This window comes from Maridesulfovibrio zosterae DSM 11974 (genome assembly GCF_000425265.1).
GTDB lineage: Bacteria > Desulfobacterota > Desulfovibrionia > Desulfovibrionales > Desulfovibrionaceae > Maridesulfovibrio > Maridesulfovibrio zosterae.
On the sequence record NZ_KE384342.1, the window covers coordinates 439764 to 464546 of the forward strand.

At 41.5% G+C, this 24783-nt stretch carries 29 protein-coding genes; 21 read left to right on the top strand and 8 right to left on the bottom strand.

The features are described from left to right. The first annotated feature begins 3 nt into the window (after positions 1-3). From rsmD to pgsA, 6 genes are read left to right on the top strand one after another with little or no spacing between them, the layout of a single operon-like run. Positions 4-564 (top strand): 16S rRNA (guanine(966)-N(2))-methyltransferase RsmD, encoded by a 561-nt coding sequence (gene rsmD / locus H589_RS0113520; RefSeq protein ID WP_027722519.1) that lies wholly within the window; start codon positions 4-6, stop codon positions 562-564. Beyond that, positions 552-1055, top strand: coding sequence for a pantetheine-phosphate adenylyltransferase (coaD, locus tag H589_RS0113525; protein ID WP_027722520.1), 504 nt, complete (start codon positions 552-554; stop codon positions 1053-1055). The genes rsmD and coaD overlap by 13 nt, the downstream gene beginning before the upstream one ends. 1 nt (position 1056) lies before the next feature. Then, positions 1057-1989 (top strand): tRNA (adenosine(37)-N6)-dimethylallyltransferase MiaA, encoded by a 933-nt coding sequence (gene miaA, locus H589_RS0113530; RefSeq protein WP_027722521.1) that lies wholly within the window; start codon positions 1057-1059, stop codon positions 1987-1989. A 48-nt stretch (positions 1990-2037) separates the two neighbouring features. Further along, positions 2038-3063, top strand: coding sequence for a hypothetical protein (locus H589_RS0113535; protein WP_027722522.1), 1026 nt, complete (start codon positions 2038-2040; stop codon positions 3061-3063). Positions 3064-3087: 24 nt separating this feature from the next. Then, a complete protein-coding gene (locus tag H589_RS0113540; protein ID WP_027722523.1) occupies positions 3088-4047 on the top strand; it encodes a hypothetical protein in 960 nt (319 codons plus the stop codon). 14 nt (positions 4048-4061) lie between these two features. Continuing rightward, positions 4062-4628 carry a CDP-diacylglycerol--glycerol-3-phosphate 3-phosphatidyltransferase gene (gene pgsA / locus H589_RS0113545; RefSeq protein ID WP_027722524.1) on the top strand — a complete coding sequence of 189 codons (567 nt, stop codon included), beginning with the start codon at positions 4062-4064 and terminating at the stop codon, positions 4626-4628. A gap of 71 nt (positions 4629-4699) precedes the next feature. Here the strand turns inward: pgsA and H589_RS0113550 are convergent, their stop codons facing one another. Continuing rightward, complete coding sequence (locus H589_RS0113550; RefSeq protein WP_027722525.1) at positions 4700-4885, bottom strand: twin-arginine translocase TatA/TatE family subunit; 186 nt, start codon at positions 4883-4885, stop codon at positions 4700-4702. A 196-nt stretch (positions 4886-5081) separates the two neighbouring features. On the opposite strand from H589_RS0113550, the gene H589_RS0113555 reads away from it, so the two are divergent. The 12 genes from H589_RS0113555 to infA all read left to right on the top strand — a co-directional run bounded on the left by H589_RS0113555 (position 5082) and on the right by infA (position 12899). Beyond that, positions 5082-5441, top strand: coding sequence for a hypothetical protein (locus H589_RS0113555; RefSeq protein WP_027722526.1), 360 nt, complete (start codon positions 5082-5084; stop codon positions 5439-5441). 87 nt (positions 5442-5528) lie between these two features. Further along, positions 5529-6338: a hypothetical protein gene (locus H589_RS0113560; protein ID WP_027722527.1), complete on the top strand. Its 810-nt coding sequence runs from the start codon at positions 5529-5531 to the stop codon at positions 6336-6338. A gap of 3 nt (positions 6339-6341) precedes the next feature. Then, on the top strand, positions 6342-7037 hold the full coding sequence (locus H589_RS0113565; RefSeq protein WP_027722528.1) for an HAD family hydrolase: 696 nt from the start codon (positions 6342-6344) through the stop codon (positions 7035-7037). A 217-nt stretch (positions 7038-7254) separates the two neighbouring features. After that, entirely contained in the window at positions 7255-7545 is a 291-nt protein-coding gene (locus H589_RS0113570; protein ID WP_027722529.1) for a YggT family protein, read from the top strand. 15 nt (positions 7546-7560) lie between these two features. Then, positions 7561-8064: a DivIVA domain-containing protein gene (locus H589_RS0113575; RefSeq protein ID WP_027722530.1), complete on the top strand. Its 504-nt coding sequence runs from the start codon at positions 7561-7563 to the stop codon at positions 8062-8064. Continuing rightward, a complete protein-coding gene (locus tag H589_RS0113580) occupies positions 8061-8381 on the top strand; it encodes a DUF167 domain-containing protein (RefSeq protein ID WP_027722531.1) in 321 nt (106 codons plus the stop codon). The genes H589_RS0113575 and H589_RS0113580 overlap by 4 nt, the downstream gene beginning before the upstream one ends. Before the next feature lie 27 nt (positions 8382-8408). Then, the gene (locus H589_RS0113585; protein ID WP_027722532.1) at positions 8409-8627 is read left to right on the top strand and encodes a DUF465 domain-containing protein; all 219 of its coding nucleotides are present in this window, start codon (positions 8409-8411) and stop codon (positions 8625-8627) included. Positions 8628-8641: 14 nt separating this feature from the next. Then, the gene (gene ilvB, locus H589_RS0113590; RefSeq protein ID WP_027722533.1) at positions 8642-10333 is read left to right on the top strand and encodes a biosynthetic-type acetolactate synthase large subunit; all 1692 of its coding nucleotides are present in this window, start codon (positions 8642-8644) and stop codon (positions 10331-10333) included. Between the two features lie 13 nt (positions 10334-10346). After that, positions 10347-10829 carry an acetolactate synthase small subunit gene (gene ilvN / locus H589_RS0113595; RefSeq protein WP_027722534.1) on the top strand — a complete coding sequence of 161 codons (483 nt, stop codon included), beginning with the start codon at positions 10347-10349 and terminating at the stop codon, positions 10827-10829. Positions 10830-10949: 120 nt separating this feature from the next. Beyond that, on the top strand, positions 10950-11939 hold the full coding sequence (gene ilvC / locus H589_RS0113600; RefSeq protein WP_027722535.1) for a ketol-acid reductoisomerase: 990 nt from the start codon (positions 10950-10952) through the stop codon (positions 11937-11939). A gap of 286 nt (positions 11940-12225) precedes the next feature. Continuing rightward, positions 12226-12492 (top strand): RNA recognition motif domain-containing protein, encoded by a 267-nt coding sequence (locus H589_RS0113605; RefSeq protein WP_027722536.1) that lies wholly within the window; start codon positions 12226-12228, stop codon positions 12490-12492. Between the two features lie 188 nt (positions 12493-12680). Continuing rightward, entirely contained in the window at positions 12681-12899 is a 219-nt protein-coding gene (infA, locus tag H589_RS0113610) for a translation initiation factor IF-1 (protein ID WP_027722537.1), read from the top strand. A 93-nt stretch (positions 12900-12992) separates the two neighbouring features. On the opposite strand, the gene tsaA is transcribed toward infA, so the two are convergent. From tsaA to H589_RS0113640, 6 genes are all read right to left on the bottom strand, one after another. Beyond that, entirely contained in the window at positions 12993-13391 is a 399-nt protein-coding gene (gene tsaA / locus H589_RS0113615; RefSeq protein WP_027722538.1) for a tRNA (N6-threonylcarbamoyladenosine(37)-N6)-methyltransferase TrmO, read from the bottom strand. A 208-nt stretch (positions 13392-13599) separates the two neighbouring features. Then, entirely contained in the window at positions 13600-14571 is a 972-nt protein-coding gene (thiL, locus tag H589_RS0113620; RefSeq protein ID WP_027722539.1) for a thiamine-phosphate kinase, read from the bottom strand. Positions 14572-14579: 8 nt separating this feature from the next. Beyond that, positions 14580-16703 carry an ATP-dependent helicase gene (locus H589_RS0113625; protein WP_027722540.1) on the bottom strand — a complete coding sequence of 708 codons (2124 nt, stop codon included), beginning with the start codon at positions 16701-16703 and terminating at the stop codon, positions 14580-14582. Between the two features lie 176 nt (positions 16704-16879). Then, the gene (locus tag H589_RS0113630) at positions 16880-18196 is read right to left on the bottom strand and encodes an alkaline phosphatase family protein (RefSeq protein WP_027722541.1); all 1317 of its coding nucleotides are present in this window, start codon (positions 18194-18196) and stop codon (positions 16880-16882) included. A gap of 1 nt (position 18197) precedes the next feature. Continuing rightward, positions 18198-19082 carry a DUF2156 domain-containing protein gene (locus tag H589_RS0113635; protein WP_027722542.1) on the bottom strand — a complete coding sequence of 295 codons (885 nt, stop codon included), beginning with the start codon at positions 19080-19082 and terminating at the stop codon, positions 18198-18200. Next, positions 19075-20469: an MATE family efflux transporter gene (locus H589_RS0113640; RefSeq protein ID WP_027722543.1), complete on the bottom strand. Its 1395-nt coding sequence runs from the start codon at positions 20467-20469 to the stop codon at positions 19075-19077. Before H589_RS0113640 ends, H589_RS0113635 begins: the two co-directional genes overlap by 8 nt. A 206-nt stretch (positions 20470-20675) precedes the next feature. Between H589_RS0113640 and H589_RS0113645 the strand changes: the two genes are divergently transcribed. The 3 genes from H589_RS0113645 (at position 20676) to H589_RS0113655 (ending at position 23816) form a co-directional block, all read left to right on the top strand. Beyond that, on the top strand, positions 20676-21080 hold the full coding sequence (locus H589_RS0113645; protein ID WP_027722544.1) for a winged helix-turn-helix domain-containing protein: 405 nt from the start codon (positions 20676-20678) through the stop codon (positions 21078-21080). 254 nt (positions 21081-21334) lie between these two features. After that, positions 21335-22552, top strand: coding sequence for an L-serine ammonia-lyase (locus H589_RS0113650; protein ID WP_027722545.1), 1218 nt, complete (start codon positions 21335-21337; stop codon positions 22550-22552). Positions 22553-22784: 232 nt separating this feature from the next. Next, a complete protein-coding gene (locus tag H589_RS0113655) occupies positions 22785-23816 on the top strand; it encodes a metallophosphoesterase (RefSeq protein ID WP_245577156.1) in 1032 nt (343 codons plus the stop codon). A 242-nt stretch (positions 23817-24058) separates the two neighbouring features. Here the strand turns inward: H589_RS0113655 and H589_RS0113660 are convergent, their stop codons facing one another. Further along, positions 24059-24754, bottom strand: coding sequence for an orotate phosphoribosyltransferase (locus H589_RS0113660; protein WP_027722547.1), 696 nt, complete (start codon positions 24752-24754; stop codon positions 24059-24061). Positions 24755-24783 lie beyond the last annotated feature (29 nt).

The following is a 24783-nucleotide window of genomic DNA, read 5'->3' on the forward strand; positions in this document are numbered from 1 at the left end:
ATAATGAGACTAATAAGCGGGAAATTCGGCGGCAGAGTTATAAAAACCGCCAGTGGTCCCGGATACCGTCCGGCTACATCTAAAGTACGACAGGCTATCTTTTCAATGTTGGAATCACGCGGTGTTGATTGGGATGGACTGCGTGTGGCGGACATGTTTGCCGGAAGTGGGTCCTTAGCAATTGAGGCTATCAGTAGAGGGGCGGACTATGCTCTTTTCGTAGAGAAAAATGGACGTGCCGCTTCACTAATTGGTGATAATTTAAAAGAACTTGGAGTTTCATCTAAGGAATATAAGGTGTTTAAAGCAGATTTATTTAATGTTCTGTCTAAAACCCCTGATAAACCATTTGATCTGATTTTTATTGACCCTCCGTATGGATATGATTTGTTGCCCCGGGCTCTTGATGAGGTTCTTGAAAAGGGGTGGCTTTCTGAAGACGGATTTGTATTGGCAGAAGTCGAAGACAAGGTCGTACCACCTGTTTCAGAGCATGTGGACAGTCTCGATTTACTGGTGAACAAACTTTATGGTCAAACAAGGATATTATTATGGCAGAAGTAAAGCCGGTTACAGCAGTTTTTCCAGGAACTTTTGACCCGTTTACCCGTGGTCATTTTTCGTTAGTCATGCGTGGCATCAAGACTTTTAATAAAGTAATTGTTGCTGTTGCAGGAAGTACTTCCAAGAATTGTAAATTTTCTCTGGAAGAGCGTGTTGATATGGCTAAACGTATTTTTGAGCATCATCCACAGGTTGAAGTAGAGTCTTTTAGTGGGCTTTTGGTCCACTATGTTGAGAAGAGTCCTGCCAATGTTATCATGCGTGGTTTACGGGCGGTTTCTGATTTTGAATACGAATTCCAGATGGCTTTGATGAATAGGCGTCTTGATAACGAAATACAGACAGTCTTTTTGATGACAGATTACAAATGGATGTATTTAAGCTCAACCATTATTAAAGATGTTGCTGTTAATGGTGGAGATATTAAGGGGCTGGTTCCGCGTCAGATCTATGACGAAGTGATTGAAAGGCTTACTTCTTCTGGAAAATAGAATGAATCAGCGCAGACCTATTGTATGCATACTCGGTCCAACCGGTGCAGGTAAAACAGCTACTTCTCTTGGAATGGCTAAACGTTTTTCTATCCGGGTAATTAATTTTGATTCCCGGCAGGTTTATGCTGATTTTCCGGTAATAACTGCACAGCCCAGTGATGAAGAAAGAGCAGTCTGTCCACATGAATTGTATGGTTTTCTGTCGGCAACGGAAGTTTTGAATGCTGCCGGTTTTGTTGCTCTTGCGAAGAATAAGATTGAAGAAACAGCCTTGAGTGAACTTCCTGTTTTGGTGGGAGGGACTGGCATGTATCTGCAAAGCCTGACATCCGGTCTTGCTCCGATTCCTGATATTCCAGATGAAATCAGGGAGCGGATAAGGAAAAGAGCGGAAGAGGAAGGCGGTCCGGCTCTCTATGCTGAACTTGAAGAAGTTGACCCGGAGTATTGCAAGCGGACTCATCCAAACAATCGCCAGCGTAATGCCCGGGCATTAGAGGTTTATGAAGCTACAGGTAAGAATTTCACATGGTGGCATAGTCGGGAAGTTCCTCCTTCTCCTTATAATTTTTTAAAAATAGGGATTAAGGTTGAACTTGATGAATTGACTCCGCTTCTTAATTTGAGGATTAATACAATGCTTGAATCCGGTGCCGTTGAAGAAGCTCGCAAGGCTTGGGCAAACTGTCCTGACGAAAATGCTCCGGGTTGGACAGGGATCGGCTGTGTTGAATTGCTCAATTATATTAAAGGTGAAATTAGTTTGGAAGAAGCAAGGCTGCTGTGGGCTAAAAATACCAGAGCTTATGCTAAAAGGCAGCTTACCTGGTTCAAACGTGAGAAAGATATTAAGTGGTTTGCCCCTGAAGAGTATGAGCAGGCTGTAAACTTTACTGAGCAATGGCTTGCGGATTGTGGCTGGGAAGGATAAAGATTTTTCAGCAAGATTAACTGCAAATTATCATTCTGGAATTAAAAAATGAGATTATTCACAATTTGTGCGCTGTTTATCGTGTTGGTATTTTCCAGCGTAGCTTTTGCCGAATCCATGGATATAAATAGTGGCAATGGTTTTGGTGGACTTGTAACTACAGAAGGTGGCAGCAAGGTTAATTGGGGAAATGGTTTAGTTGCAGCAACTTCTGAAGTTCTTCCCATGCAGGATTCTCTTGATCCCGTACGCACACGAGCTCTGGCCGTAAGGCAGGGCGGTGTAGAGTCCCGTAAGATGTTGCTTGACAGCGTGCTTTCACTCCGACTCACTGACGACGTAAGTGTTGCTTCCAATTTTAAAGATGACCTTAAAACCATGAACTCTTTACGTGGATTTGTTCAGAATTCTTTGCTTGCAACTGCGTTAGTTGATTCTGGAGCAGTAGAAGTAACGGCCTCACTTAATCTTCATGATGGTCTTTCATCTATAATTATTCCGCCTACGATTCCTTTTCTTTCAGGCATTCCACCGACTATTTCCGGCAAGCACAGTGACAGTTCGGACGTTGCTGGAACTGAAAATATAGAAGTGTATGAGGATAAGGCTGCTATAAGTAGCGGAGTAATCATTGATGCTAGAGGCCTTGAAATTAGTCCCGTTTTGTTACCAATTATTTATGATGGTAAAGGCGTTGGTGTATACGGCCCATTTGCTGTTAGCAGAGATTCGACTTTAAAATACGGCATGGTTTCCTATGTGACCGATATTTCAACTGAAGCCGTTCGTTCACGGGTTGGTAATTTCCCCTTGATAGTTAAGCCTGTAAATACACAAGGAAGCAATAAGAGTAATCTTATTTTGTCTTTGGTTGACGGTTCAAAAATGCGGGGCGTTTTAAAGCGTAAATCCGTAAGTGAAAAGTGTGCTGTTGTTGTATTGGTCGACAGCCCATTGATAAATGCTGGAATGCAGGAACAGGTGGCTCCTGATGATGCTTTAAAGGCTGGAGCTGAAAATGAAATTTTGGAAGACTCTCTGGGTGAAAAAAAAGTCGTTTCGGATCAGCAATAAACTAACACGGACTGGAGTTACAAGTTGACTTTCTATATCGATATAAAGAAGTTTCTTTTGGTTATTCTTGCAGTTATGATTGCTGGTTCAGCAGTTCCAGCCTACGCAGTAAAGGTTCAAATTTTTAAGACAGCTGATCCTGAGCAGAAAGTTGCAGTACGGACTTTGCGTGATGAAGCTGTTTCAGAGGCTTTTGCTCAGGCTTTGCTTTCTGAATCTATACGCATGATTCCAGGATCACTTTCACCTGAAAGAACCGAAGCTCTTAAGGTTGCCTTTGGAAAGCATTATGAGGAATATATTTCCGGTTATAAAGATATGGATGTAAAGCAGGATAAAGAAGGTATTTCCGTAAGTATCGACGTTAATATCAATCGTAAGTCGCTTCGAGACGTACTGAGAAAGATGGGATTATTTGCAGCCGAAGACAGCACGGTTGAAACTATGATCAATATTTCAAATGGTAAATATCCTCTAAATAAAGATCAGCAGGTTAAGCAGGATGCAGAAATTTTAAGCCTCATGAATCTTTATGCTCTTCAGAATGCGACAGTAGGGTCGGAAAATGAGAATATAGTAACTTTTTCGGTGCAGCATGTTAGCAGAAAACGCTGGCGTGGTGAGTTGAAGTCCGTTTCCGGTTCATGGAGTGATTCAGGGCCTAGTATGGAAATTGTCTGGCGCAATCTGTGGGAAAAGTATTACGGGAAACAGACTGCCGGAGAAGTTATGAATCCCAAAGCTGTACTTGTAGTAAGCGGCTGGTTTAATCCTGAAGGTGTTCTTGAGTTTGGACGTAAGCTTAAGACTTGGGATTCTGCAGCCCAGGAAGTTAAGCTTCTTGATGTGGAAATGAAACCAACGGTGGTTTCTGCAAGTTGGTCTCTGGAAGTGTCAGACCAGTGGGTACTCAGAAGTTATCTTAATGACTACCTCCCTCCAAGAGGGCTGACTTTCAGCATTGAAGGTCTTACTGGCGAGTAGCAAAAGAAGGTGCTGTGCCTAGTAATAAAATCTGGACCTTACCTAATCTGATAACTCTTTTTAGGGTATTATTGACACCGGGATTTGTAATTGCATATCTCGATCAGAATTTTTTTGTAGCTTTGATCTTATTTATAATTGCGGGTTTTTCTGATGCTTTGGATGGTTTTCTGGCCCGGGTTCTTGATCAACGATCTGAATTCGGCTCAATGATAGATCCTCTTGCAGACAAAATTTTGCTGATTACTTCTTTTCTCTGTCTTTCCGCTCAAGGCTACATCTCCAATTGGCTTACCGTTTTGGTTATTTCCCGTGATATGATCATTGTTGGGGGGCTTAGCCTGCTTAAGTTTTATGGTGCGAACGTAGAGAAAAAAATATCTCCGCTCTGGAGCAGCAAGTTTACCACAGCTTTGCAACTTTTAGTTGTTTTTATGGTTCTTTGCCGTCTTGCTTTTGGGGTTAATCTTTATTTTATACAAGCAAAAGCTGAGTTTCTTACAGCCTTTTTTACACTTATTTCTGGAGCCATATATCTAAGAAAAGGTATGGCCATGTTCAACGAGATTGAGGCAAAATAAAAACCCCAGTCAATTTTTTTAGACTGAGGTTTTGTATAAAGTCTTCGTTAATTGAAAACTTTGAGAGCTGATTAAGCGTTTTTGTCTTTATCTTTTGACGGAGTTACGTCAATCTCTTCAGACTCACTGCTTGCTTTTTTGAAATTTTGAATTGCACGGCCCAGTCCGCTTCCTACTTCGGGTAATTTTTTAGCTCCGAAGATCAATATAATAATCCCTAAAATCAAAAGAATTTCTGTGATTCCTAAACCGAACATTTTATTCCTCCAATGCTAGACGGTAGTGAACTTTTACACACGCAGGGCTATTAGGTCAAGAATGTCTTCTAAACTCAGAACGGCACGAAAAATTTAAATTTTTAACCTTTACAAACTTCATTTGCGTACATAATTCATCCACTAACATCATGTGGGCTGAGTGATTATAGTATAGGAGTTGCCCAAGGGGATCTTTTTGGCAAAAATTACAAAAATGCCTGGTCGAACATGTCGGTTTTATCAGAACGGAAAGTGCTTTTATGAAGAGGAGCTTAACCCTGGTTATAATATTAATTGGCGGTGTAATGTCCTAAAAGGGCTTGAAGATGAGTATGATAAACTTTTGCATCAGGCTGAAAATTTTAAACTGGATGAACATGCATTTTCTGTTCTTTGGGAACAAAGAATGGAAGAACTCTTGAAATCTGAAGTTCTGTGCCGAAAGATAGTTTTGGATAATGAAGCTGAATTTCCCTTTTGCTCTGCCGTTTATAATGAAGTATGTCTTTATGAAATACCTGAATGTGAAGGTGTTTGCAGTCGATTTAAGCCCTAGAATAAATTTATTTTATGCATATTCTGATGTGTTGTCTTGCTGAAATGTATAGTCTTATTTAATAGATAGAATCAATGGAGCCTGATCATGTTGATATATTTTCCTCAATTACACGAAGAGCTTATTTCTCAAAAAGTCGACGGAGCCGCTATTTTTGATCCGGGTATTGACCGCGAAGAAAGTGGCGGTATCTCTTTTTTTCGTCCTGAAGATCTTCCGGTAGAACCCAAGATATGTCGCCGTATGGTCGATGATTTTATCAGCTATGGTGAAAGCCTAGGTGAAATGTTTAAAGTTATTGCAAAGCCTCCGTCCAATGACAAAGATTATTTTGGTGAAACAACATCAGCCATTCAGGCTGAACTTAATGCCCGTCTTTCTCCTGAAGTAGAGGAGGAAGATAATGAAGCGGCAAGAATTCAGAATCAAGTTGTTCTGGCTCTTGTTTATGCCTATGAGGAAAAACATCTTGAGCTGGTAGGTTTAGAAAAGACCTTGAGTGATAAATGGTCCGGTTTTGGTGAGAGTCTCGGACTCGATGAAGACGAAGATGGGCGTAGTGCGATGGCTCTCGGCGGTTTAATCTCTCACGCTCCTGGCATGGGCGTTGGAAATTTATTTTTGCCGTGGCAAAAGGTTCTTGAAGGGTTCTCAATTCTTTTGCCTGAAAGTTCAGTGCTTGTTACCGCTGATATTGAAGCTGTATCATTTTGGCGTGATCGTGAATTTGATTTTTATGAGAAAGAAGGGCTGCTTACTGAAAAGGCTATGGCTCTTAGTGAAAAAGTCTGGAAACTTCTGGGACTCTCCAGTCTGCCTGAAGAAAGGCCGTGGTTGGATCGTGAATTTACTATCGTTTTTGCTCCGACACAAACTGAAAATTTAAAGGGGATTTAAGAAATGGAAGCTGTATATCTCAGCGATATAACTCCTCCTAATGTATTGAAAAATATTAAAGGTATCATTTTTGATTGTGATGGAGTTCTTATTAATTCATTTGAAGCAAATAAGTGGTATTATAATTGGTTTAAATCTAATTATGACTTGGAACCTATGACTGCAGATGAAGAAAAATTTGTACATGCACATACTAATGAAGAAGCTTTAAAGCATATTTTGCCTGCTGATGTTCATGATGAGGCACTAAGTATCCGCGAGAATCCTGATCTTATTAAAGCAGCTGATTTAATTGAAGTTGAGAATGGTTTGACCAGAGTGCTGGAATGGCTCAGAACCAATAAAATCCGTGCAGCTATAAATACTAACCGAGGGGACTCACTTCCTGCTATTTTGCAGCGGTTTGGAATTGAAAACTTTTTTTCTCCTGCTGTAACCTATGGAATGTTGCCCAATTCTAAGCCACATCCTGAGGGTGTTCATTATATTTTGAGCAAGTGGTCTATGAAGCCAGAAGAAGTCGTTTATATCGGTGATACTTGGGTTGATGAGAGTTGCGCGGAACAGGCCGGTGTTGAATTCTGGGCTTATCGTAACCCAAATTTAAATGCCAGATTGCATATTAATGATTATTGGGTTCTTTCAAACTTGCTTGAGAAAGCTAAGAATGATGTCTGGGCTGATTGTAGCTGTTCGTAGTTCGCCGGACTGGGGTGCCTGTATTCTTTAGTAAATATGTCTCGCAAATTAAGTTAATTATGCGTATTTTAGTAATTCAAAATTGGTTTTCGTTATTAAATAAAACACAATTGTCGCAAAATGGCTAAAAAGAGTTGATTCTTGGGTCCTGCTGTGACAATTTATACTCAAGATCGGGAGCACGATCTTCCGGTCTAATCCGTTAGGAGTATTTAAGATGGATTATGTTATTCTTGCCGTTGCGAAGGTCCTTTCGCTTGTACTAAATCTCTATATGTGGGTTGTAATTATTTCTGCCCTGCTTACCTGGGTTAACCCAGATCCGTACAATCCCATTGTTCGTTTTCTACGCGGTGTAACAGAACCTGTCTTTGCCAAGGTTAGACAGTATCTTCCCTTTGTAAATATCAGCGGTTTTGATCTTTCTCCCATTGTTGTATTGTTGGTGATTCAGATGATTGACATTATTTTGGTGGGAAATCTGACTAGATTGGCTTATGGAATGTAACACTCGGAGGTGGGTATGAGTCTTTCAAAGATTGACTTACTCAATAAAAAATTCTCCAAATCATTATTCGGGTATTCAAAAAGCGAAGTTGACCAGCTGATGATTGAGCTTGCTGACGTTCTAGGCTCTACTGCCGATGAAAAAAAGCAGCTTTTGAAAAAGGTCGGTCGTCGCGAGAATACCATCACCGAGTTCCGTCAGCGTGAAGAAACTCTGCGGGACACCTTGATGACTACCCAAAAAATGGTTGACGATCTCAAAGCCGCAGCCAGAAGAGAAGCTGAGGTTATTATTAATGAGGCTCATTCTAGAGCTGAAGTTATTTTACAGCAGGCTCATAACCGTCTGGCGCAAATCCATGAAGATATAAATGAGTTGAAAAGGCAAAGGACGAGATTTGAAGTGGAGCTTAAGGCATTGCTTGAATCTCATCTCAAAACCCTTGAGATCGGGGATCCCGAGCTTGAGAAGGTTGAAGCCATCGAATCAAAACTTAAATTCTTCAAAAAAGCCAAGTGAACGAAGTTATAACTGAACTCCCATCTTACATAAGGCAATGCGGAAGCCAATCGTGGAAGGTTTCCGTATGGGTACAGCCCGGTGCTAAAAATGTGTGTATTATCGGTGAGTATCAGGACAGTGTACGGGTTAAAATAAACGCACCCGCTGTAGATAACAAAGCTAATAAGGCTCTTGCCAAATTTATTGCAGCCCGTCTGGGCCTTAAAAATCGCAATATTTCCATTGCATCAGGACAAACCAACCGTAAAAAGGTTTTACTGGTTGAATCCGATGTTGAACCGCATTGGGCTGGTATTATTCCGTCAAATGCATGAATTGCAACCCTTTCAAAGGAGTTTCAAATGGAACAGAGAGAAATTGATCTGATCGAGAATCTAGTTGGACAGGACAGTGACATCAGTGCTCTATGGACCCAGCACAACGAATACAAGAAACTCATTGATAAGTTGGAAGCTAAATCTTTCTTGAGCGAAACAGAAATTCAGGAAGTTAAGGCGCTGAAAAAAAAGAAACTCGCTGGTAAGACAAAGTTGCAATCTTTGCTCGACAAGCATAAATAGAAGGGAGATTTGCCATGGAGCTCACCGGAGCTCAGATATTTCTTGAATGTCTGAAAAAGGAGGGTGTAGACGTCGTTTTCGGGTTCCCTGGAGGAGCTGTAATCGATATTTACGACGAGCTGCCCAATTATCCGTTTAAGCACATTTTGGTAAGGCACGAACAAGGGGCAATCCATGCCGCAGACGGCTATGCTCGCGCTACTGGCGATGTAGGAGTCTGTCTCGTGACCTCAGGGCCGGGAGCAACAAATACTGTAACAGGTATTGCGACTGCATATATGGACTCGATTCCGGTGGTTATATTTACCGGACAGGTCCCAACTCCGTTAATTGGAAATGATGCTTTTCAGGAAGTTGATATAGTTGGGATCACAAGACCTTGTACAAAGCATAACTATCTGGTCAAAGATATAAAAGATCTGGCTTTTACCGTCCGGCAGGCATTTTATCTAGCCCGCACAGGCAGACCCGGTCCGGTTTTGGTCGATTTGCCTAAAGATATTATGCAGCAGAAATTCGAGTTCGTATGGCCCGAAGATGTGTCGCTACGAAGCTATAACCCGAATCTGAAACCGCATACGCGTCAGATAAAAAAAGTCGCTAAATTAATCGAAAAGGCTGAAAGGCCCTTGATTTATGCTGGCGGAGGGGTTATCAGCTCTGGAGCTGAGGATGAATTGACATGGCTCGCTAAGAGTCTGAACATTCCGGTGACTGCAACTCTCATGGGGCTGGGCGCCTTTCCTGGCAATGACCCGCTTTGGCTGGGAATGCTGGGAATGCATGGAACCTATGCCGCAAACATGGCTATCAATAATGCGGACCTCGTCTTGGCAATCGGGGCGAGGTTCGATGACCGTGTTACTGGAAAAGTCAGTACATTTGCCCCTAAAGCCACTCTTGTTCATATCGATATTGACCCCACTTCAATTCAAAAGAATGTAGCTGTACATGTTCCGCTTGTTGCAGATTGTAAGAGCGCACTGTCAGCTTTAAAGAGTGAAATGGAGCTTAAGTCAAAGTCAATTGACTGGGAAGTTTCTCATGCCGTGTGGGTTCGGCAGGTTCAGGAATGGTCTGAAATTCATCCCCTGCGTTATAAAAAAGGTAGCAAATTTATTAAGCCTCAATTTGTTGTTGAAAAGGTTTATGAAATCAGCAACGGGGACGCAATTATTGCTACCGAAGTCGGTCAGAATCAGATGTGGGCTGCTCAATTTTACAAGTTTAAACGTTCCAAATCATTTCTTTCATCTGGTGGATTAGGCACTATGGGCTATGGTTTTCCCGCGGCGATTGGTGCACAGATGGCTTTCCCTGACAAGCTCGTTGTTAATATTGCCGGAGACGGATCAATTCAGATGAATATTCAGGAAATGATGACTGCTGTCTGTAACAACCTTCCCGTAAAAATTGTTATTTTAAATAACGGATATCTCGGAATGGTCCGCCAGTGGCAGGAACTTTTTTACAACCGAAATTACTGCGAAACATGTATGGATGCTCAGCCTGACTTTGTTAAGCTTGCAGAAGCATACGGTGCTGCGGGTTTTCGTGTTACCGAAGAGAAGGATGTCGAACCGGTATTAAAAGAGGCTTTTGCTCTGAATAAACCTGTTATTGTCGATGTCCGTGTTGATCCGGAAGAGAATGTGTACCCCATGGTCCCTGCCGGTGCTTCGTTAACCGATATGCTACTCGTTTAGGAGGATGTCATAAATGAGACATACTTTATCCGTTACAGTGGAAAACGAGCCCGGAGTTCTTTCCAGAGTAGTAGGACTTTTCAGCGGGCGCGGATTCAATATTGAATCCCTTAATGTTGCTCCCACTTTGGAAGAGGGCGTATCCCACATGACCATCAGCACTATCGGCGAAGAGCAGATAATTGAGCAGATCGTAAAGCAGCTCAGAAAGCTCGTGACTGTGATTAAGGTTGTTGATCTTACGGAACATAAATCCGTTGAAAGAGAAATGGCCATTCTCAAAGTTAACGCTGAAGATGCAAAACGTGCGGAAATTCTTCGTATTGTTGATATCTTCCGCTGCAAAGTTGTTGATGTGAGCGTGGATGAACTCTCAATTGAGATTACTGGCGATAATGGCAAGATTGAAGCCATTATCAATCTGCTGTCCCGCTTTGGAATCAAGGAAATCGCCCGCACAGGAAGCGTTGCTATGAAGCGCGCCTTGCAAATTTAGTTAAATTTCAAACAAATTCGGCACAGTTTGTAGCTCCGGATAACCTTTTCAAGGATGGGTTATCTGGGAAACTATTGTTATGTTTCGTGCCCGAGACAAAGATAAAATCAGGAGAAAGCAATGAAAGTTTATTATGAAAAAGACGCTGATCTGAATCTGCTCAAAGATAAGACAGTTGCAATCATCGGTTACGGTAGTCAGGGGCATGCTCATGCACAGAATCTTCGCGATTCCGGGATTAAAGTTGTTGTAGGTCAGCGCCCCGGTGGAGCTAACTATGATCTGGCAAAAGAACATGGTTTTGAGCCTGTAAGTGCTGCAGAAGCAGCAGCGCAGGCTGATCTTATTATGATCCTTCTGCCCGATCAGGTTCAGGCTGAAGTTTACAAAAATGATATTGCTCCCAACCTTAAGCCCGGTAACATCCTCGCTTTCGGCCATGGTTTTAACATTCATTTTGAGCAGATTGTACCAACTCCAGATGTGGACGTAATCATGGCAGCTCCTAAAGGACCTGGTCATCTTGTTCGTCGTACTTACACTGAAGGCGGAGCTGTTCCTGCAATCATTGCTGTTCATCAGGACGCTTCTGGTAAAGCCTTTGACCTTGCTCTTGCTTACGCTAAAGGTATTGGCGCAACTCGTTCCGGCGTACTTGAAACCACTTTCCGTGAAGAAACTGAAACTGACCTTTTCGGTGAACAGGCTGTTCTTTGTGGTGGTCTTTCTGAGCTGATCAAAGCTGGTTTTGAAACTCTCGTAGAAGCTGGTTACAAACCTGAAATTGCATATTTTGAGTGTCTGCATGAATGCAAGCTTATTATCGATCTTATCTACGAAGGTGGTCTTGCAAAGATGCGCGATTCCATCTCTGATACTGCTGAGTACGGTGATCTGACTCGTGGCCCTCGTGTTATTAACGAAGAAAGCCGCAAAGAAATGAAAAAGATCCTTAAAGAAATCCAGCAGGGTGAGTTTGCAAAAGAATTCATCGTAGAAAATATGTCTGGAAAAGCTCATTTCAGCGCAATGCGTCGCATTAATGCTGAGCACCAGATCGAACAGGTTGGTGGTGAACTCCGTAAAATGATGAGCTGGCTTAAAAAATAAGTCGCTGCTTCTTTTTTAATATTTATAGGCTTGTGCAAAAAATAAGTATTTTACTTATATATTTTGCGCAGGCCTATTGCTCTTTTATCTGTTATGGGTTAAGGGGCATATTAGGATACCGGATATCAGCCGAATATCATAGATTGTCTGTATAGGTATTTTGTTGAATTATCCTAAGTCAGCGGGTTATACTGAATTTAGGATAGTTGGTCGTAGCGAATATGTAAATTCGAGGACGGCTGTCTGGTTTTGGTTTAAGTTTTAACGCTTTATGGAGTTTTGAGAAATGTCGAAAAACATTTACGTGGGTAATCTTCCTTGGAGTGCTTCTGAGGATGATGTAAAGGCCGCTTTTGAAGAGTTTGGTGAAGTTCTTACTGTCAAACTCATTACTGATCGTGAAACAGGCCGCCCCCGCGGATTCGGTTTTGTTGAAATGGAAGATGACGGCGCAATTCAGGCTATTGAAAGTCTTGATGGAAGTGATTTCGGTGGCCGTAATCTGAAAGTTAATGAAGCCCGTCCTCGTGAACCACGTCCTAGACGCTGGTAATTTGTTGCGATTTGGTATAAAGCCCTTTTGGGCTGGTGAGAAAATATTATTCTCATCAAAACCATTTTGTACCTAAGACAGTCTTGATGTTTCCCTCAGTAGGGAAGGGTCAACAATTGAGCCCGCTGTCGCATATGCGCAAGCGGGCTTTTTTACTTTGTAATTTATAAGATTTACGAGGAATGATTTTGGCTAAAGAAGAAGGAATTGCAGTTAATGGTACCGTGGAAGAAGCTCTTCCAAACGCAATGTTTCGTGTAGAGCTTGAAAACGGTCATGAAGTTCTTGCTCATATTTCAGGTAAAATGCGTAAATTCCGCATCAGAGTTATGCCCGGTGACAAAGTTACCGTTGAGCTTTCACCTTATGATCTTACTCGCGGCAGAATTACTTATCGTCCACGGTAATTAATAGCCCGAGATTTCACGATATACATTATCGATGGAATATCCCACACGGGGCTGGTATATAAAAGCCGGCCCCGTGGGTTAGTTGTTTAATTATTTGGACTGGTAGTCATTTTTAATGTCTACCAGCGGTGTGCCGTCTATTGCTTCTAGCGGGCTGACTTTTAGTATTAACCCATTTATTTCTGTTACAGTGACTTGGTGAATACCTATCGGGTTAGGGCGGTCAGGAGAACGTGTCGAAAAAACACCACGTTTTTGCCTTGATTCGTCTCCTCTAGGGTGTACTTTCAGGTAGTGTCTATCCGCAGCGTGAAGCCATGAAAGAAGAACAATCTTACTTCCCTCAATAAGACCATCCAGTGCGTCAGCAAATTCTTCGTTGATTTCAACGATGGCTTCAATACCACCTTCATTTCCCTGTTTAGGAGTTTCTGATCTTTTTTTAAATTCTGAGCGGATATAGCCGATAATTTTAAGTGTTGTATCCATAATTCCTCTGCATTATTCTGGGTTAACCAAAAAAATAAGACAACTAAAAGCGGAATGCATAATTTTTAAAATTTCGGAAATAATATAACTATAATACTACAGTAAAATTGGTTAATATTAAATGGTTTAAATTATATAGCTTCGTAATTGTCTCACATTAATTGTACTTATTTGATGTTTTTTTCGAAGATTTTTGATTCTGAATAATTTATGAAAAATGGTCAAATCCAGTCGCGGTATATTCATTTTCATTTAGAAAAAATTTGCCATTATTTGTGACTGTGCCTATTGCTTGTATCCCTTCAATCTCATTGCATAGTTCATCAAAATATTCAGCTGATGCTGCCCCGAATAAAGCATAGTCCTCTCCACCTTGATAGGCGTGTTCTGAAGGGGATATGAATTTTGATTTGGCATAGCTGATTATTTCTGAATGTAATGCTGATTCTGGCAGTGTTATGTCTGCACCGACGCAACCTTCACATTTAGCCAGAAAACGTGGCAGATCCCTCGCTAGGCCGTCTGACAGATCCATCAGACCTCGTATATGAGGAGATGCTGCCAGCTTAAGACCTGCTTCAACTCGCATTGCCGGTCTTAGGTGTGCTTTTACACATTCCGGATAGTTCTTTGCCGCAGCTGGGCCAAGCTCTTCAAGACTAAGTAATCCCGTTCGTGCCATGCCTGTCTGTCCATGTAGAAAGAGAATATCTCCTGGTCTGGCATTTCCACGTGTAAGAAATTTGCCGTGAGTTGCTGTTTCACCCCACACGGTAACTGAAATTCCAAGATATTGTCCTTTAGAAAGGTCCCCTCCAGCCAGAATTAGTCCGTTTTCCTTAGCTAGTGCCGACATGGTTTTGAAAAACGGCTCCCAGAAATTTGCTTCAAGATCTGGTGGAATAATCAGACCAAGTGCAAAACCGCGTGGCTGTCCGCCCATAGCGGCAATGTCACTAATATTTACAGCTAAAGATTTGTACCCGATATCAGCTGGCGAAAAGTAGGAGCGTCGAAAGTGTATATCCTCAAGGAAAAGATCTTTGCTGATACACAGTTCTTTGTCCGTACGCAGAATAGAGCTGTCATCGCCTCTTCCTAATGTTACATGTCCATTTTCAGCAGGGAAGTAAGTGTCTATTAATTTTAGAAAATCTTGCTCTGATCTTAAACTGGTCATACGGATTCCTAAAGAAGTTCAACAAAATCTTCTACAATAACCTTAGGTCCGAAACCGGGGAAATTGATGCGGAGTTTGTTGGGTTCGATTCGTTCTATAATTTTTCCCTTGCCGAATATTTTATGCTTGCAGTGGCCCATTTTCATATGTCCTGATTTTTTTGAACCTGCAGGGCTTGGGGATGATGAAGATGCTTTAGGAAATTCAATAGGAGTATTCTTCTTCAGATTCATGCCACCTGAGTATGACTCCTGTAGTTCATCAAAAAGAACCGTATCCAGCTCACGAACAAAAGGACTGGGAATAGCAGGTTCTGAAAAATCAGCATTCCTCATTTTGATTGATGCTGGTGCAGACATGATGAGTTCTTTGCGTGCCCGTGTGCAGGCAACATAAAGCAGTCGGCGCTCCTCTTCATATTCCAGAGGTTTTTGCATTGATTTTTTTGAAGGGAATCTATCTTCCACCAGATCAAGAATGATGACCGCATCCCACTCAAGTCCTTTTGCAGAGTGAATTGTGGAGAGGGTTACAGAATTTTCAACTTTTTCTTCTTCATTGTGTTGATCAGGATCAAGGCACATATCTGTAAGAAAATCCTGCAGATCATCGTAATTTGAGGCAATCTGACAGAGCTGTTCGATACCTGCTTCACGTCGAGGGTAATCATCTGGGTACTCTGCGATTAAAATCGGCTTGTAGAGAGGTATAATTATTTCAAGGCATGTTGCAGGCGATGAATTTTTTTTGCGTAGACCGTCAATATCTAAAAGAACTTCTTTCAGCAGGGGATATTTATTAACGAATTTTCCCATTGTCTTCTGGTCGCCGGAAATTACGCTATGGGCAATTTTTTGAGCTGTCTTTGGTCCGACGCCTTTAATGTGCCCAAGCGTACGCTGCCAGGCAATAATATCGGCCGGGTTTGTAATTAGACGCATGAATGCCAGTACATCTTTGATATGAGCGGCTTCGTTGAATTTGAGCCCTCCATACTTTTTGTAGCCAACACCAAGCCGCTTCAGCGCAACTTCCAGCCCGTAACTCTGATATCCAGCGCGAAAAAGTACAGCGACTTCTTCTGGGCCATGTTTTTTTTGTAACTCAATTATTTTGTCCAATATACGGTTTGACTGGCTGAAATCGCTGAGCGGGACCATTAATTGTGGTTTATTACCCCATGTTTTTTCAGTAAAAAGTTTTTTATCAAACTTAGTTGCTGCACCGTCCAGGATTGCGTTGGTCAGATCCAGTATCGGCTGGGTAGAGCGGTAGTTTTGTTCAAGACGCACAATTTTAACGTCTTCAAAAATTTCCGGAAATTTAAGAATATTAGTAACATCTGCACCGCGAAAAGAATATATTGACTGAGCATCATCACCGACGGCCATAACATTTCCATTTTCACCAGCCAGCAGTTTTACAATACGTGCCTGAACAAGATTGGTATCCTGATATTCGTCGACCATAATGTACTGATAGCGGCTGCGCAGTGAATTACGTAGAAATTTGTCTTTAGACAGCAGTTCTTCAAGATAGAACAACAGGTCATCATAATCCATGAGGCCGTGTTGCTTTTTGTAGATAGCGTATCCCTTGGCTATTTCTTCCATTTCTTGCGAATAGGTAGCAAGATGATATGCCTCAGTGTTAACCAGCGTTTCAATAGGTACTTCTTTGTTACGGGATTTAGTCACCATATCCAGCAGGGTAGCTTTTTTAGGGTATGAACGGTCTTTTTTTCCAAAACCGAGACTGTCTTTAACTTCTTTGACAACACCCTCGCAATCACTGCGGTCCATAAGATTAAAACCGTTTGGAAATCCTATTTCAGCTGCATTTTGTCGCAGGACTGAAAAGGCAAAAGCGTGGAAAGTTCCACCGTTTGTACCGTGAAGCGGCCTGCCAAGAATCTGCTCTGTTCGAGAAAGCATTTCCTGCGCTGCTTTGCGGGTAAACGTCATAAGCAGAATAGATTCAGGCGGTATGCCTTGTTCCACCAGCCATGCAAGTCTATAAACGATAGTTCGTGTTTTTCCACTGCCTGCTCCGGCTATAACCAGAACGGGTCCTTGCGGGTGGGTGGCAGCTTCAAACTGGGCAGCATTCAATTCATTTTTAAAATCTATCATATTTATATCTTAAGTAGTTATGACTTTTTCTTTAGAAATCAGTTTGTTATTTCTTTTGGCTCAAATAAGCTTTGTAAATGTTTTTTAAATTTCTAAAAAACTTTTGTACCGATCTTAGCTTTTATTAATCGAGATTGGCAGTTTAACACGTGTTAATCTTTGGAAAGGTGTGAATCTTAATCCTGACCTTTAGCGTCGTCTTGCAATGGACAGTTGAACCAGTCAAGAACCATTTGTCCTGTCTGATGCATAAAGTCTATCTGTTGTCCGTCCGAGCTATAGAAAAAAGCGTTCTTCTGCGTATGAGTCCCGGTTCTGCCGTGAAACCCGTATATTTCAGTGCGGTCAAATTTAGCTTTCAGGTCAAAGCCAGAATTTGCCGTACAGATTAAATCCGGCGGGTTTCCGATTGCATTGTTCCCATATGCTTCAGTTCCTGTCAAAACAGATTCCATCACTTTTTGGCCATTAAATTCAAGAGCCATGAGCGCTGACTTTATTTCATAAGACATTTGTGATGTAAGCGCAGAGTCAACATTTCCTCTTTTGAAACGGTCTGAAGTATGGATATATATTCTGCCTGGATCTAAGGCAAATGCTTTGCTGTCTGAGCTGATAACCGTGGAATCCCATTGATCCTCAGCCGGATGTGAGTATTGAAGATAGCCGTGCTGAACGAGAAAAGTGTTCAGGTCAACTTCTGTTTTAAGTGAAGTAAAGCCGTGATCGGCAAAAGCGATTAATTTTTTAGGCTCCGGCAATGTTTCGAATTTATCAAGTACTATACCTATTGCTTTATCCCACTTGATCATAAATTCTGTACAGAGATTGTGTAATGGATGACTCTCATCTTCAAAAGCAGGATAAAAAAAATGAAAAAGTCTATCCGTTTCTGTAAAAACCATTACAAATAAATCCCATGCAAGATCATTCCAGAGCATTTCCAGAGCGTTTATCCTGCAATCAAGAGTTTTGCTGACCTGATCAAATAGATACGCCGGGTCCATTATTCCTTTCGTTGTATCTGCTTCAAGCATAAAGCCTGCAGACTTAAGCATTCCAGACAAAAAAGGTGGGTATACCGCTTTATCAATCGACTGAGCTACAAATCCGGCAATAAGCATTCCTCGCAACGGCTTTGCAGGATATGTATTAGGCAGATTTATAACTTTACTGATCAGCCCATTCTCCCCAAGTCTATCAAAAATAGTAGGGCATAGTACCTGATCAAAATTATTAATGGATAAGGTATATTTTTGGTTATCTAGGCTGGTAAAACCGTATACTCCGTGTTTTTCCGGTTTTTGTGCTGTAAAGAATGAAGTCCAGTTTACGGGAGATAATTCTGGTATTTCAGCATTCAGTGGTTTGTTTTTGCCGGCTATTCTCTTTAAGTTCGGCAATCTGTCAGCCCAGCGCAAAGCAAGAGGGGCTGGAAGTCCATCCAGCCCCAATACTACAATTCTTCTTCTGTCAGCAGGAGTAAGCAGCATGCTACAAAACTGTTATTTCATATTTTTTCATGAAATCTACCGGATTGTATGAAAGCTTGGCTTTGCGTAATCCAGGTTCACCTAGGTCCTGTTCTCTATTGACAAATTTTCTGTCACTGGCTGAGTTTTCGAGAAACATCTGATTAATAGCCTGATAAACACCTTTGAAATACGTATTTCCTTTTTCAAAGTGAATCACGATTGTATCATCTCCGAGTGGTTCGGCGATGGTGTAGGCTATAATACGGTTGTCTATACGCAGTGTACCTCCGGTAAGATTCTTGATTGTGTCAATTTCTTTGAGTACTTTTGCGATAGCCTCATTCTCAGCATCAAGGGCTTCGGAGTAGTTATTTTCTTCTTGCCATCTATACCAGTCCAGTTGCATTTCAAGAACTTCTTCAACACAATCTGGAGTAATTTCACGATATTCGTAGTCATATTTTTTCATGAACTGACGATACAGATTTTTCTTTTTGTGAAATTTATTACCACGTAATTCAATAAGATCCTGCACTGAATAGACGTAGTCGAAATGATCACGGCATTCTTCAACGTGTAGTTTCTCTCCGAAAATTTCCTGCAAGTGGTTGGCAAGTTTTTCCGGAACTCTGGTGAACTTGGTTCCGGGTGTGTTCATAAGCTCGCATTTTGTCCAGTCTGCTGAATACCAGTCCCCAATAGGAGCCCAGTGTACTACTTCAGGTTTTGTGCAGCGTATATGGATAAGGTTGCTATCGCTGCATCGCAGTTCAAGTCCGTAATGGTTGGTCCAACCCCAGATATTGGCGAAGGTATAGTCTGATGTAAGTTGAGGGCAGGCTGCAAGTGCCTGATCAAATTTATCCTGACATTCAAGAGTAATTGGCTTGAATTCGCTACTCATTTGTAATCCTTTTGTTGTTTCTTTTCTTAATCATACTGAACTTCTGCCAATTGCGGCATGAGAACGTATAAAAAATGATACTTGCCTGCAGTCCTTGCGATATAAGCATTGCCATCCAGATGCCTGTTGCAGAGTGCATAACTTGATGCCCCAGAACATACGCAAGCGGGAGTCTGCATCCCCAGACAGTGATAGCAAAAATAAATAAATTATAAATTGTTGCGCCTGCCCCGTTAAGGGCACCGGCCATAATCATTGAAGTCAGGGTGAATGGGATTGCTAACATATTATAATAAAGATAGTTAACAGCTTCATCAAGTACGACTTTATCAGGTGCAATGATTGCGGTGACAGGATAAATAATCTGCCACAGTCCCATAGCTATAATTCCTAAAAATGCTATAGCCAGAAAAAGAATTCTATATCCGAATTTTTTAGCTTCTTCAGGTCTGCCTTCTCCAAGATAATGTCCAATAATAATTGAGGCTGTCATATTAAATGCGAAGGCCGGGAGAAACAGAATTGATTCAATGCGTATACCGGCGGTCATCCCTGCAAGGGCTATAATATTATTCTCCGGTAGACTGGCGGTGATTGAATATAAAACCAGATATCCTGAGTGCCAGACAATTTGCATAAGACCATTTGGCCAGGCTACTTTGAAAAGATAGGGAAAAGCTTTTTTTACCCACCGAATGGGGGCAAAGCACTTCCGGCGCAGATATCCTGTCTTGTAGAGAACACCAATGTTGAAGAGTGCTCCGGCAGAAATTGAACATAAGGTCGCCCATGCAAGTCCTTTGAAGCCCATATTGGGAAAACCCCACATACCCATTCCAAAACCAAGATCACCTATTGTATTAAGAGTCATCACTATTATCATACTATAGAGCGGCAGCATGACTTTCTTTTGTGCTCTGAAAACTGCGTTGGTGATAATCAGCATGTAATAAAGAGGAAGCATATATAGAAAAATTTCAATGAAATATTCCATAATATGTCTCATCTCATCCGGAACTTGCAATATGGTCAGGAGACCATTGCGAAATGGAAATCCCAGGATGAAAATAATAGACCCTAGAACAGCCCCAAGAATAATACACAGCCCTACATATCGTTTGGCCCGTAGAATGCGTCCAGCCCCAATGGATTGACTGATTGCTGCAACTGATCCGTTAGCTGTAGCTACAGCAACTACCAGAAAAAAGAATAGCGACTGGCTTATCATGCCCATTGATGCCTGAATTTCGCGCCCGAGTTTGGACGCAACCCATACGTCAATCAAACCGATCATCAGGTGAAAAATCATCATTAAAATTTGCGGCCACGACAAATTCCATATGGTTTTATATGGAGAGTTGGTCATGTCTGCAGTTGTAATATTCATAAAAAGCGAGGCTCCGTATTTATGTAAATTAAGATCAACATATTTAAAATTATTTATAGGTAAATCAGATAAAAGTCCGATTTAGCACAGGAGGCTAAAGTTAATTACAGTTTTAATAAATGCAAGAGTTGTTTTCAGTCTGGTCAATTTGTGTTAAGAAAAACATAGAAGTTGTAGAGTGGTGTTAATTTTTAGGAGGATATTAAATGTCGGGTGAAGAAGATTTCTGCCCCAGAGTAAGGTTGAATCTTTGGCTTGAAACAGAGGAAGGTATGCTGTTCGGGCTTGGGCGTGCTCAGCTTTTGGAGCAGATCGAGAAACAGGGATCGCTGAATAAGGCCGCAAAAGAACTTGGTATGTCCTATAGGGCTGCATGGGGAAGGATTAAGAACACTGAAGATGTTTTAGGAGATTCTCTTGTACTTAAAACCAGAGGACGTAAAGGATGTACGCTTACACCTCTGGGAGAAAGAGTTTTGGAAGATTATCGCCAGTGGATGCAGGAAGTAGAAAACTTTGCGGTTATGACAGCCAGAAAATCTTTTCCATGGAAAATTTCTTCATTTGATGAAGACATGGAAAGGATAGGAAATGAAAAACGAGAAGATTAATATCTTTTTATTTATATGGTCATAGTAAGGGGAGTTGTAGTAAATACAGCTCCTTTTTTATTAAAAAGATCCAACGCAGCGAAAATTTAGAGACTGTTATTTTATATTTACAGGTCGGGTATAGTTTTTATCTGTTATAATCTAATTTTTTTTCATGAATGACCATAAAAAAGATGTCTTTTTTAATATTTTCGTAATATGTACTCTTTAAGTTGCTAGTAAAAAAATATCCAATTAAAAATGCAGGTGCTTTTATGGAGTCATTGAGAGAGTTATATCGAGTTGGGGTCGGGCCGTCTTCAAGCCATACTATGGGGCCTAGATTTGCTGCTGAAAAATTTCTGGATAAATATCCAAATGCTAAGAAGTTTCGTGTAACTCTTTTTGAAAGCCTCGCCGCTACAGGCAAAGGACATTTAACTGATTGGGCTGTGCTGAGTGTTCTAAGCAGTGATCGGACTGAAATTGTCTGGAAAGCTGAAGAATGTATGCCGGAACATCCCAATGGAATGCTCTTTGAAGCGTTAGATGCTTCCGGTGACTGTTTTGGTTCATGGAAGGTATACAGTGTCGGTGGTGGAGCTATTCGTGAAGAGGGCGTTTCAGCGATAAGTGCTTCGCCTGTATACGATCTGACAACAATTGAATCCATAATGGCTTATTGTGAAGATAAAGGGATTACATATTGGGAATACGTTGAACAGCGTGAGGGACCGGAAATCTGGGATTTTTTACGTGAAATATGGAGAGTGATGGAAGAGTCGCTCGAGCGTGGTATTGAAGAAGAAGGTGTTCTGCCCGGCTCTATCGGTCTCAGGCGTCAGGCTAAAGCTTATTATCGTAAAACACGCCTTGCTGGACCGGACATGCAGTTTACCGGCATGACGACAGCTTACGCTTTGGCTGTGTCTGAAGAAAATGCTGCAGGGGGAGTTATTGTAACTGCTCCGACATGTGGTTCATGCGGAATTGTTCCTGCTGCTTTAAAGTATTTGCAGGATATCCATAATCATAAAGAAAATGATATTTTAAGAGCTCTTGCAACTGCTGGCCTGTTTGGAAATGTAATCAAGGTTAATGCTTCTATTTCCGGAGCGGAAGTTGGTTGTCAGGGTGAAGTAGGTTCTGCATGTGCCATGGCTTCTGCGGCCGCCACCCAGCTTATGGGTGGGACGTTGCGTCAGATCGAATATGCTGCTGAAATGGGGCTTGAACATCATCTAGGCCTCACTTGCGATCCAGTTGACGGTTTGGTTCAGATTCCATGTATCGAACGTAATGCCTGCGCTGCTACACGTGCTCTTGCCCGTGCTCAAATGTCTATTCTATCAGATGGTTCTCATCGGATTCCTTTTGACGAAGTTGTCTCGGTAATGCGGGAAACGGGGCATGACTTACCAAGTCTTTATCGGGAGACTTCCGGTGGAGGACTGGCAAAAGCCTATACTGCCCGTAATAAATGTTCCGCATAATATTTTCTTATTTAAAAATTATAAAATGGCTGTCTGTGGTTACGGGCAGCCATTTTTTATGTATCCTGCTGGAAATAAGAATAAGATATTTATCTGATCAGTTGAGGGTGATTAAAGTTAATAGTCTTTAAAATATTCTTACTAATGAGAGTTTTGTTAAATGTCATTTTACGTAAAAGCTACGATTATATATTTTCTTTGCTACCTGTATATCCGGCTTTGGATATGCCGGATGCTGGTTGAAAATCCTAAGATAAAGAGAGTAGTACTTCTTGCTACTGATTTTATGACAATTGCACTGCCGGTCTCTCTTTTTTTTCGAGCAGACTTACCGTATTTATTAAAAATTGTTTTACAAGGAACCGGGTATAGCTGGGCCGCAATTATCGCCTGTATGGTCCCGGTTGGCTTATGCTTTGAACCCATCCATTGGGGACTTAAAATACTTGGTAATGGTTTTAGAGTTCCCAGAATTAAAATATTTGCATTACTTTGTTTTGTCTCAGGTATGATGTTGATCGGTGGATATATCAATGCAACATCACCTGTTGTAAAAGAGATTGATTTTGATTTATCAGGGGGCAGAAATGCAACTAAAGAATATAGAATTGTCGTATTTTCAGATTTGCATGTTGGAAAACTTATGACTCGTGATCGGGTTGGGGCAATAGTTAACATGGTTAACAAGCTGCATCCTGATATGGTTTTTATGGTCGGTGATATTTTGGATGATTATGATGCTGTTTTTACCGGAGCAGCTGAAGAGCTGGCACGTATCAAAGCACCACTTGGAAAGTATGCAGTATTAGGGAACCATGAATATTATCTTGGATATGACTGGTCAAAGAATTTACTTGAAAAGCAGGGCATAAGACTTCTTGCTGATCAGTACTCCGTTATTGATAACCATTTTCTGCTAGTCGGCCGCAAAGATGTTGCTGCACTTATCCGTAGTGACGGCAGGGCTTCACTGCAAAAGATTATTCCTGCTGATAATACATTACCTGTAGTCTTATTGGATCATACTCCACGCGATTTAGATAAAGCAGAACAAAACGGTATTGCCTTGCAACTATCCGGCCACACCCATAATGGTCAGCTTTTTCCGTTTAATCTTATAGTAGAGCGACTTTATGAAAAAGAGTACGGGACATATAAAAAGGGGAACACTTATTACTACATAAGTTGCGGGGTAGGCTTTTGGGGACCCCCGCTTAGAACAAATAGTAGGCCTGAAGTTTTACTGATGAAGATTAAAATATAGTTTTTAGAAATTTCTGCTTGGCGGATTTCTTAAGAGTATCAATAATAATTTTTATGTGGTTCATGGATTTGATATAGCTGTGTATATCTAAATGAAAAAGGGGAGATCCGACTGTAAATGTCAGGTCTCCCCTTTTTATTGTTATTTAGCCTCAGGTCCAAAACGATTAGGGGTTTTGGTGGAGTCTCCAGAATCATCTATAAAAAAGATTCTTAAGCACTCTTAGAGGTTTCCGGTGTTTTTTATTCCGGGTATGAGGAAATCCCGCCATGAGCAGCAGACCACTCAATAGGGTTGTTCAGGAATTTTTCTACTTCGTCCAAGGATTTGGTATCAAAGTATTTTTCCTTTTTACATACATTGAGAATATCCCACCATGTGGCAAGAGAAAGCATTTCAAGGCCTGCTTCAGCAAGAGTTTCCTTGGTTTTTGGAAAAATACCATAATGGAACAGTACGAAGGTATGAGTTACCTCAGCTCCTGCACGGCGCAGTGCCTGTGCAAAGTTGATTTTGCTGCGGCCGTCAGTAGTGAGGTCTTCGACCAGCAGAACTTTAGAGCCTTCAGAAAAATCTCCTTCGATCTGAGCATCGCGGCCAAATCCTTTTGGTTTTTTACGTACATACTGCATAGGCAGCATAAGACGGTCAGACAACCATGCGGCAAATGGGATACCTGCTGTTTCCCCACCAGCTACGCAGTCAATGGATTCGAATCCGCATTCACGAAGAATAACGGAAGCACCGAAATCCATGAGAGTCTGGCGTACACGGGGGAAAGAAATTAGTTTACGACAATCAATATAAACCGGGCTGGCCCAGCCTGAGGTAAACTTGAAAGGCTCATCTGCACGGAAGTGAACTGCTTCAACTTCGATAAGCATTTTCGCTGTAATCTCAGCGATTGTCTCTTTGTCAGGAAAGCTGGTTGGAACCATTTTTTCTCCTTGTGTTATTTTTATCGCGG

Bases quoted from the DNA above. Each gene is read 5' to 3' on its own strand.
- rsmD (WP_027722519.1), top strand. From the start codon at position 4: ATGAGACTAATAAGCGGGAAATTCGGCGGCAGAGTTATAAAAACCGCC.
- coaD (WP_027722520.1), top strand. From the start codon at position 552: ATGGCAGAAGTAAAGCCGGTTACAGCAGTTTTTCCAGGAACTTTTGAC.
- miaA (WP_027722521.1), top strand. From the start codon at position 1,057: ATGAATCAGCGCAGACCTATTGTATGCATACTCGGTCCAACCGGTGCA.
- H589_RS0113535 (WP_027722522.1), top strand. From the start codon at position 2,038: ATGAGATTATTCACAATTTGTGCGCTGTTTATCGTGTTGGTATTTTCC.
- H589_RS0113550 (WP_027722525.1), bottom strand. From the start codon at position 4,885: ATGTTCGGTTTAGGAATCACAGAAATTCTTTTGATTTTAGGGATTATT.
- H589_RS0113560 (WP_027722527.1), top strand. From the start codon at position 5,529: ATGTTGATATATTTTCCTCAATTACACGAAGAGCTTATTTCTCAAAAA.
- H589_RS0113565 (WP_027722528.1), top strand. From the start codon at position 6,342: ATGGAAGCTGTATATCTCAGCGATATAACTCCTCCTAATGTATTGAAA.
- H589_RS0113570 (WP_027722529.1), top strand. From the start codon at position 7,255: ATGGATTATGTTATTCTTGCCGTTGCGAAGGTCCTTTCGCTTGTACTA.
- H589_RS0113575 (WP_027722530.1), top strand. From the start codon at position 7,561: ATGAGTCTTTCAAAGATTGACTTACTCAATAAAAAATTCTCCAAATCA.
- H589_RS0113585 (WP_027722532.1), top strand. From the start codon at position 8,409: ATGGAACAGAGAGAAATTGATCTGATCGAGAATCTAGTTGGACAGGAC.
- ilvB (WP_027722533.1), top strand. From the start codon at position 8,642: ATGGAGCTCACCGGAGCTCAGATATTTCTTGAATGTCTGAAAAAGGAG.
- ilvN (WP_027722534.1), top strand. From the start codon at position 10,347: ATGAGACATACTTTATCCGTTACAGTGGAAAACGAGCCCGGAGTTCTT.
- ilvC (WP_027722535.1), top strand. From the start codon at position 10,950: ATGAAAGTTTATTATGAAAAAGACGCTGATCTGAATCTGCTCAAAGAT.
- H589_RS0113605 (WP_027722536.1), top strand. From the start codon at position 12,226: ATGTCGAAAAACATTTACGTGGGTAATCTTCCTTGGAGTGCTTCTGAG.
- tsaA (WP_027722538.1), bottom strand. From the start codon at position 13,391: ATGGATACAACACTTAAAATTATCGGCTATATCCGCTCAGAATTTAAA.
- thiL (WP_027722539.1), bottom strand. From the start codon at position 14,571: ATGACCAGTTTAAGATCAGAGCAAGATTTTCTAAAATTAATAGACACT.
- H589_RS0113625 (WP_027722540.1), bottom strand. From the start codon at position 16,703: ATGATAGATTTTAAAAATGAATTGAATGCTGCCCAGTTTGAAGCTGCC.
- H589_RS0113630 (WP_027722541.1), bottom strand. From the start codon at position 18,196: ATGCTGCTTACTCCTGCTGACAGAAGAAGAATTGTAGTATTGGGGCTG.
- H589_RS0113635 (WP_027722542.1), bottom strand. From the start codon at position 19,082: ATGAGTAGCGAATTCAAGCCAATTACTCTTGAATGTCAGGATAAATTT.
- H589_RS0113640 (WP_027722543.1), bottom strand. From the start codon at position 20,469: ATGAATATTACAACTGCAGACATGACCAACTCTCCATATAAAACCATA.
- H589_RS0113645 (WP_027722544.1), top strand. From the start codon at position 20,676: ATGTCGGGTGAAGAAGATTTCTGCCCCAGAGTAAGGTTGAATCTTTGG.
- H589_RS0113650 (WP_027722545.1), top strand. From the start codon at position 21,335: ATGGAGTCATTGAGAGAGTTATATCGAGTTGGGGTCGGGCCGTCTTCA.
- H589_RS0113655 (WP_245577156.1), top strand. From the start codon at position 22,785: ATGCTGGTTGAAAATCCTAAGATAAAGAGAGTAGTACTTCTTGCTACT.
- H589_RS0113660 (WP_027722547.1), bottom strand. From the start codon at position 24,754: ATGGTTCCAACCAGCTTTCCTGACAAAGAGACAATCGCTGAGATTACA.